At 70.2% G+C, this 6,160-nt stretch carries 6 protein-coding genes and 1 pseudogene; all 7 read right to left on the bottom strand.

Going from position 1 to position 6,160, the window contains the following annotated elements; translation table 11 throughout:
* Positions 1 to 486 (bottom strand): annotated as a pseudogene (locus ACWEEU_RS18465) (glucose-6-phosphate isomerase); the annotation flags it as partial.
* 73 nt (positions 487 to 559) lie between these two features.
* Complete coding sequence (locus ACWEEU_RS18460; protein WP_451733514.1) at positions 560 to 1,828, bottom strand: MFS transporter; 1,269 nt, start codon at positions 1,826 to 1,828, stop codon at positions 560 to 562.
* A gap of 138 nt (positions 1,829 to 1,966) precedes the next feature.
* On the bottom strand, positions 1,967 to 2,302 hold the full coding sequence (locus tag ACWEEU_RS18455; RefSeq protein ID WP_003957010.1) for an RNA polymerase-binding protein RbpA: 336 nt from the start codon (positions 2,300 to 2,302) through the stop codon (positions 1,967 to 1,969).
* A gap of 216 nt (positions 2,303 to 2,518) precedes the next feature.
* Positions 2,519 to 2,755, bottom strand: a complete 237-nt coding sequence (gene secG / locus ACWEEU_RS18450) for a preprotein translocase subunit SecG (protein WP_161178236.1) — start codon at positions 2,753 to 2,755, stop codon at positions 2,519 to 2,521.
* 144 nt (positions 2,756 to 2,899) lie between these two features.
* Complete coding sequence (gene tpiA, locus ACWEEU_RS18445; protein ID WP_385748019.1) at positions 2,900 to 3,676, bottom strand: triose-phosphate isomerase; 777 nt, start codon at positions 3,674 to 3,676, stop codon at positions 2,900 to 2,902.
* 6 nt (positions 3,677 to 3,682) lie between these two features.
* Positions 3,683 to 4,894 carry a phosphoglycerate kinase gene (locus tag ACWEEU_RS18440; RefSeq protein WP_385748017.1) on the bottom strand — a complete coding sequence of 404 codons (1,212 nt, stop codon included), beginning with the start codon at positions 4,892 to 4,894 and terminating at the stop codon, positions 3,683 to 3,685.
* 135 nt (positions 4,895 to 5,029) lie between these two features.
* Entirely contained in the window at positions 5,030 to 6,040 is a 1,011-nt protein-coding gene (gene gap, locus ACWEEU_RS18435; protein ID WP_199587434.1) for a type I glyceraldehyde-3-phosphate dehydrogenase, read from the bottom strand.
* Positions 6,041 to 6,160: the final 120 nt, after the last annotated feature.

The raw sequence follows: 6,160 nt of genomic DNA, 5'->3' as shown, positions 1-6,160 counted from the left end.
CAGGTCCGAGCCGCCGATGCCGATGTTCACGACATTCCTGATCCGCCTGCCCGTGTGACCGGTCCACTCGCCCGAGCGCACCCGGTCGGCGAAAGCGGCCATCTTGTCCAGCACGGCGTGCACGGCGGGGACGACGTTCTCGCCGTCCACCTCGATCACCGCATCACGCGGCGCCCGCAGCGCGGTGTGCAGGACCGCACGGTCCTCGGTCACGTTGATCCGCTCACCACGGAACATCGCGTCCCGCAGCCCGAACACGTCCGTGGCCGTCGCCAGCTCCTGGAGCAGCGCGAGCGTCTCGTCCGTCACCAGATGCTTGCTGTAGTCGATGTAGAGGTCACCGGCCTGGACGGTGTATCCGGTGCCGCGTCCGGGATCGGCGGCGAACAACTCCCGCAGGCTGGTGCCGGCGACGTCCTCGCGGTGCCGGGCGAGGGCGTTCCACTCGGGCAACTGGTTGAGCCTGGTACGGCCGTCTGCGTTCATCTCCGACTTCAGCCTTCCTTCCTGGGCCTGTCCTGCCGCGTACCTTGCCCGGCGGCGGAACCAACCTAGTTGATCAGCGGGCGGAAGGGACGGTGGCCGCGTCCCCCCGCGTCGTGACCACTGGTACGTCCGCGCGCCGCGCCGGTATCAGCGAGACGACGGCCAGGGCGAAGAGGGCTCCCGCGAGCAGGGCCGGGGCCTGGAGTCCGAGGAGCCGTGCGGCGCCCCCGGCGAGCAGCGCGCCGAGCGGCGCCCCGGCGACGGAGGCGGTACGGAACGCGGCCGAGACCCGGCCGGTCATGGACGCGGGGGCCCGCTGCTGCATCAGCGTCCTCTGGTTCACGTTCCACACCATGCCCATGGCGCCGAGCACGGCCATCGCGGCGAGGAGCGCGGACAGGTGGCGTACCGAGCCCATGACGAGGAGCGCGGCGGTCTGCGCGGTGCCGCCGAGGAGCAGGGCCCGCACGCGCCCGGTGCGGCGGGCGATCCACTGCGCCAGGAAGCCTCCGGCGATGCTTCCGGCGGCGTACACCGACATGGCGGCCGCGTAGCCGGAGTTGCCCGCGTGCAGCCAGCCGGTGACGTGCAGGACGAGGGTGGCGATGAGGCCGCCCATGCCGACGTTGCACAGCAGGGTCGCCACGCAGCAGGCGCGCAGCGCGGGATCGCGCCACAGCGTGCGCAGCCCCTCGGCGGTCTCGGCACGCAGGGTGCTCCCCTGCGGCCGGGGCGCGCGGTCCGGGGGCGCCGTGCGCAGGGAGGCCACGAGCGCGGCGGCGGCCAGGAAGGTGCCCGCGTCGGCCGCGAAGGGCATCGAGGCCCCGGCCGCGAACAGCAGGGGCACGAACGGCCCGGTGAGCAGCCCCCCGGCCAGCTGCTGACCGGTCATCAGCCGGGCGTTGGCGGCGCCCAGCTCGGCCGGCCGGACCAAGGAGGGCAGCAGGGCCGTGGCGGCGTTGTCGAAGAGCGTCTGAAGGGCGGTCAGACAGAAGGCCAGGGCGATCAGCAGCGGGAGCGAGGTGTGCCCCAGGCCGACGGCGAGGGCGAAGGCGGCGACCAGCAGGGCGCGTAAGAGGTCGACCGACCACATGGCCCGGCGCTGGTCGACCCGGTCGGCGATCGCCCCGCCGAGCAGTCCGAAGAGCAGCCAGGGCACATAGCCGCAGGCGCTGACGGCGGCGACCGCGAGCGGATCGTCCGTCAGGCGCACGGCGAGCAGGGGCAGTGCGACCGTGCGCAGCGCGTCACCGACGCGGGAGACGATCGCGGCCGTCCACAGCCGCCCGAACCCCCCGCGCCACGCGGGCGCCCGCTCCTCCGTTGCCGCGGCCCCGGTCATCCGTCCCCCCTCGTGGTCCCCGTCGACGCACGTTCCATCGACGCGTGAACCGTAGCGGGCACCACTGACAACGGGTCCTGACCGCCGGGTGGTACGGCTCCGGCCGGGTGCCCCAGGGCGCCCGGCCGGTGTGAACTGCTAGATCTCGCCCCGCAGTTTGGCGAGCGCCTCGGCGAGGATCGCCTCGCCGTCCGCGTCGCTGCGCCGCTCCCGGACATAGGCCAGGTGCGTCTTGTAGGGCTCGGTGCGCGGCGGGTCCGGCGGGTTGTCCCGGTCCTGACCGGCCGGGAAGCCGCAGCGCGGGCAGTCCCAGGTGTCGGGGACCTGCGCGTCGCTGGCGAAGCTCGGCTGGGTCTCGTGCCCGTTGGAGCACCAGAAGGAGATGCGCAGCCGCGGAGCGGACTCCCCGCGCTCTGCCTCGCCCATCGGCCCCGCCCCGACCCGGCTTCCTCGGATCGCGTTGCCACTTGCCACGGTCGTAACTCCCTGCGTGATGGTGCCGCGAAGCAGGTCGGCCTTTCGCTTCGCCGCGAGCGCCTCAGTCTACGTAAGGCCCAACGCACGTCCAGTGATGGGAGGTACGGTCCCCGCCCAGACGCAAGCCCCATGATAGGCCGCGCCGTGGAGCGCGTACCGAACATGGGGCTTTACGTACGGGATGTATCGAGTTGTACGGCGCGGACGTGCGCGTCAGGCGTTCGACTTCATCAGGATGCCGAGGACGATGATGCACGCGAACCACAGCAGACCGATCACGATGGTGATGCGGTCGAGGTTGCGCTCGGCGACCGAGGAGCCGCCGACGGAGGACTGCATGCCGCCACCGAACATGTCGGAGAGGCCGCCGCCCTTCCCCTTGTGCATCAGCACCAGCAGCATCAGCAGCAGGCTGAAGACGATCAGGGCGATCGAGAACCCCAAAACCACGGCTGGACCAACTTCCTCGGATTCGGATGGACGACGGGGCACGGCACCCTGGCCATGCCCCTCGCAAGGGTACGACGTATCGCCGCTACCGCCTACTCACGGCCTTGATCACGACCGATGATCACGGTCGTCGACCGCGACCGGTCACTGGTCGCGGAAGCGCACGATCCTGACGAACTCGTCCGCGTCCAGCGAGGCGCCGCCGACCAGGGCGCCGTCGATGTCCGGCTTCGCCATGATCTCGGCCACGTTGGCCGCCTTCACGGAGCCGCCGTACTGGATGCGGATCTTGTCGGCGACCTCCTGGGAGTACAGCTCGGCGAGCTTGCCCCGGATCGCGCCGCAGACCTCCTGCGCGTCGTCGGAGCCGCAGACCTTGCCGGTGCCGATGGCCCACACGGGCTCGTAGGCGATCACGACGTTCTCGGCCTGGTCGGCCGGGACGTCCTTCAGGCCGCCCTCGACCTGGCGGAGGGTGTGGGCGACGTGGTCGCCCGCCTCGCGGACGTCCAGCTCCTCGCCGACGCACAGGATCGGGGTGAGACCGTGCCGGAAGGCGGCCTTGACCTTGCCGTTGACGATCTCGTCGGTCTCGTGGTGGTACTGGCGGCGCTCGGAGTGGCCGGCGAGCACGTAGGAGCACTTGAGCTTGGCCAGCATCGAGCCGGAGATCTCGCCGGTGTAGGCACCGGAGTCGTGCTCGGAGACGTCCTGGGCGCCGTACCTGATCTTCAGCTTGTCGCCGTCGACCAGGGTCTGCACCGAGCGCAGGTCGGTGAAGGGCGGCAGCACGGCCACCTCGACCGCGTCGTAGTCCTTGTCGGCCAGGGCGAAGGCGAGCTTCTGGACGTGCGCGATGGCCTCGAGGTGGTTGAGGTTCATCTTCCAGTTGCCCGCCATGATCGGCGTGCGAGTGGTCATGCGGGGTCAGTCCTCCAGTGCGGCGAGGCCGGGGAGCGTCTTGCCCTCGAGGTACTCGAGGGAGGCGCCGCCACCGGTCGAGATGTGGCCGAATGCGTTCTCGTCGAAACCGAGCGTACGCACCGCGGCGGCGGAGTCACCGCCACCGACGACGGTGAAGCCGTCGGAGTCTACGAGGGCCTGGGCGACCGCCTTGGTGCCCTCGGCGTAGTCGGGGTGCTCGAAGACGCCCATCGGACCGTTCCAGAAGACGGTCTCGGCGTCGGCGAGCTTCGAGGCGTACAGCTCGCGGGTCTTCGGGCCGATGTCCAGGCCCTCCTGGTCGGCGGGGATCTTGTCCGCGTCGACCACGGTGTGCCGCGAGGGCGCCTTGGTCTTCAGGTCCGGGAACTCCGGGGAGACCAGGACGTCGACGGGCAGGACCAGCTCGACGCCGTTCTTCTCGGCGCGCTCCATGTACTCCCTGACCGCCGGGATCTGGTCCTCCTGGAGGAGGGAGATGCCGACCTCGTGGCCCTGCGCCTTGAGGAAGGTGTAGGCCATGCCGCCGCCGATGAGCAGCCGGTCGGCCTTGCCGAGGAGCTGGTCGATGACGGCCAGCTTGTCGGAGACCTTGGCGCCGCCGAGCACGACGACGTAGGGGCGCCTGACGTCGTCGGTGAGCTTCTTCAGGACGCCGACCTCGCGGGCGATCAGGTAACCGGCGTAGTGCGGCAGCCGGGCCGGGAGGTCGTAGACGGAGGCGTGCTTGCGGTGCACGGCGCCGAAGCCGTCGCCCACGTACACGTCAGCGAGCGCGGCGAGCCGGTCCGCGAACTCGGCGCGCTCCGCGTCGTCCTTGGAGGTCTCGCCGGGGTTGAAGCGCAGGTTCTCGATGACGGCGACCTGGCCGGGCTCCAGCCCGTCGACGGCGGCGTGGGCGGCGGGGCCGACGGTGTCCTGGGCGAAGGCGACCGGGGCGCCGAGGAGTTCACCGAGACGCTCGGCGGCGGGCAGCAGTGAGAAGGCCGGGTCCGGGGCGCCCTTGGGGCGGCCCAGGTGGGAGGCGACGACCACCTTGGCGCCCGCGTCCGCGAGGGCCTTGACGGTGGGCAGGACGGCGCGGATGCGGCCGTCGTCGGTGATGGTCCCGTCGGCCAGCGGCACGTTGAGGTCGGCGCGGACGAAGACCCGCTTGCCGCTCACGCCGTCGGCGAGAAGTTCGTCGATCGTCTTCATTGAGTGGACTCCTGAGGAGGGCTCGTGATGCCCCCGATCGTAAGAGGGCGTGGTCCATGCGTGAGACAGGGCCCGGTCAGCGCGGCCGTGCGCTGCCCGGGCCCTGCTCTCACTTCAAGGTCCTGCTGGGGTCGTTCAGAGCTGCTCGCCGACGAAGACCGTGAGGTCCACGAGGCGGTTGGAGTAACCCCACTCGTTGTCGTACCAGCCGAGGATCTTCACCGTGTTGCCGTCCTGCACCATGGTCAGGGAGGAGTCGAAGGTGCAGGAGGACGGGTCGCCGACGATGTCGGAGGAGACGATCTCGTCCTCGGTGTAGGACAGGTAGCCCTTGAGGGAGCCGTCCTCGGAGGCCTTCTTGAACGCGGCGTTGACCTCGTCCTTGGTGACCTCGCGCTGCAGCTCCACGACCAGGTCGGTGGCCGAGCCGGTCGGGACCGGGACGCGCATCGCGATGCCGTCGAGCTTGCCCTTGAGCTGCGGCAGGACCAGCGCGGTGGCCTTGGCGGCACCGGTGGTGGTCGGGATGATGTTCTCGGCGGCGGCGCGGGCGCGGCGCAGGTCCTTGTGCGGGAAGTCAAGGATGCGCTGGTCGTTGGTGTACGCGTGCACCGTCGTCATCAGGCCGCTGACGATGCCGAAGTTCTCGTCCAGGACCTTGGCCATCGGCGCCACGCAGTTGGTGGTACACGAGGCGTTGGAGATGACGTGGTCCGTCTCCGGGTTGTACTTGTCCTGGTTGACGCCCATGACGATGGTGATGTCCTCGTCCTTGGCCGGAGCCGAGATGAGGACCTTCTTGGCGCCGCCGGCGAGGTGCTTGGCGGCGTCGTCGCGCTTGGTGAAGATGCCGGTCGACTCGATGACGACGTCGACGCCCAACTCGCCCCACGGGATGTCGGCGGGGTTGCGCTCGGAGAGCACCTTGATGGTGTGGCCGTCGACCGTGATGGTGTCGGCGGTGTGCGTGACCTCGGCCTTGAGGCGGCCCAGGATGGTGTCGTACTTCAGCAGGTGCGCCGTGGTCGCGGTGTCACCCAGGTCGTTGACAGCCACAACCTCGATGTCCGCACCCTGCTCCAGCAGTGCGCGGAAGTAGTTACGCCCGATGCGGCCGAAGCCGTTGATGCCTACGCGGATCGTCACGAACCGATCTCCTCGTTGGTACGCCGGCTTATGCGGTGCCGGCGAGCTGTATTTGGGATGTCCCCGACCACCCCCGACCCTACCTCTCCGCGGCTCCCGGGGTGACATCGAGATGGCGCA

The organism is Streptomyces sp. NPDC005004 (genome assembly GCF_053600675.1).
Note: the sequence above shows the minus strand (reverse complement) of the source record. Positions and strands in the feature narration are given on the sequence as shown.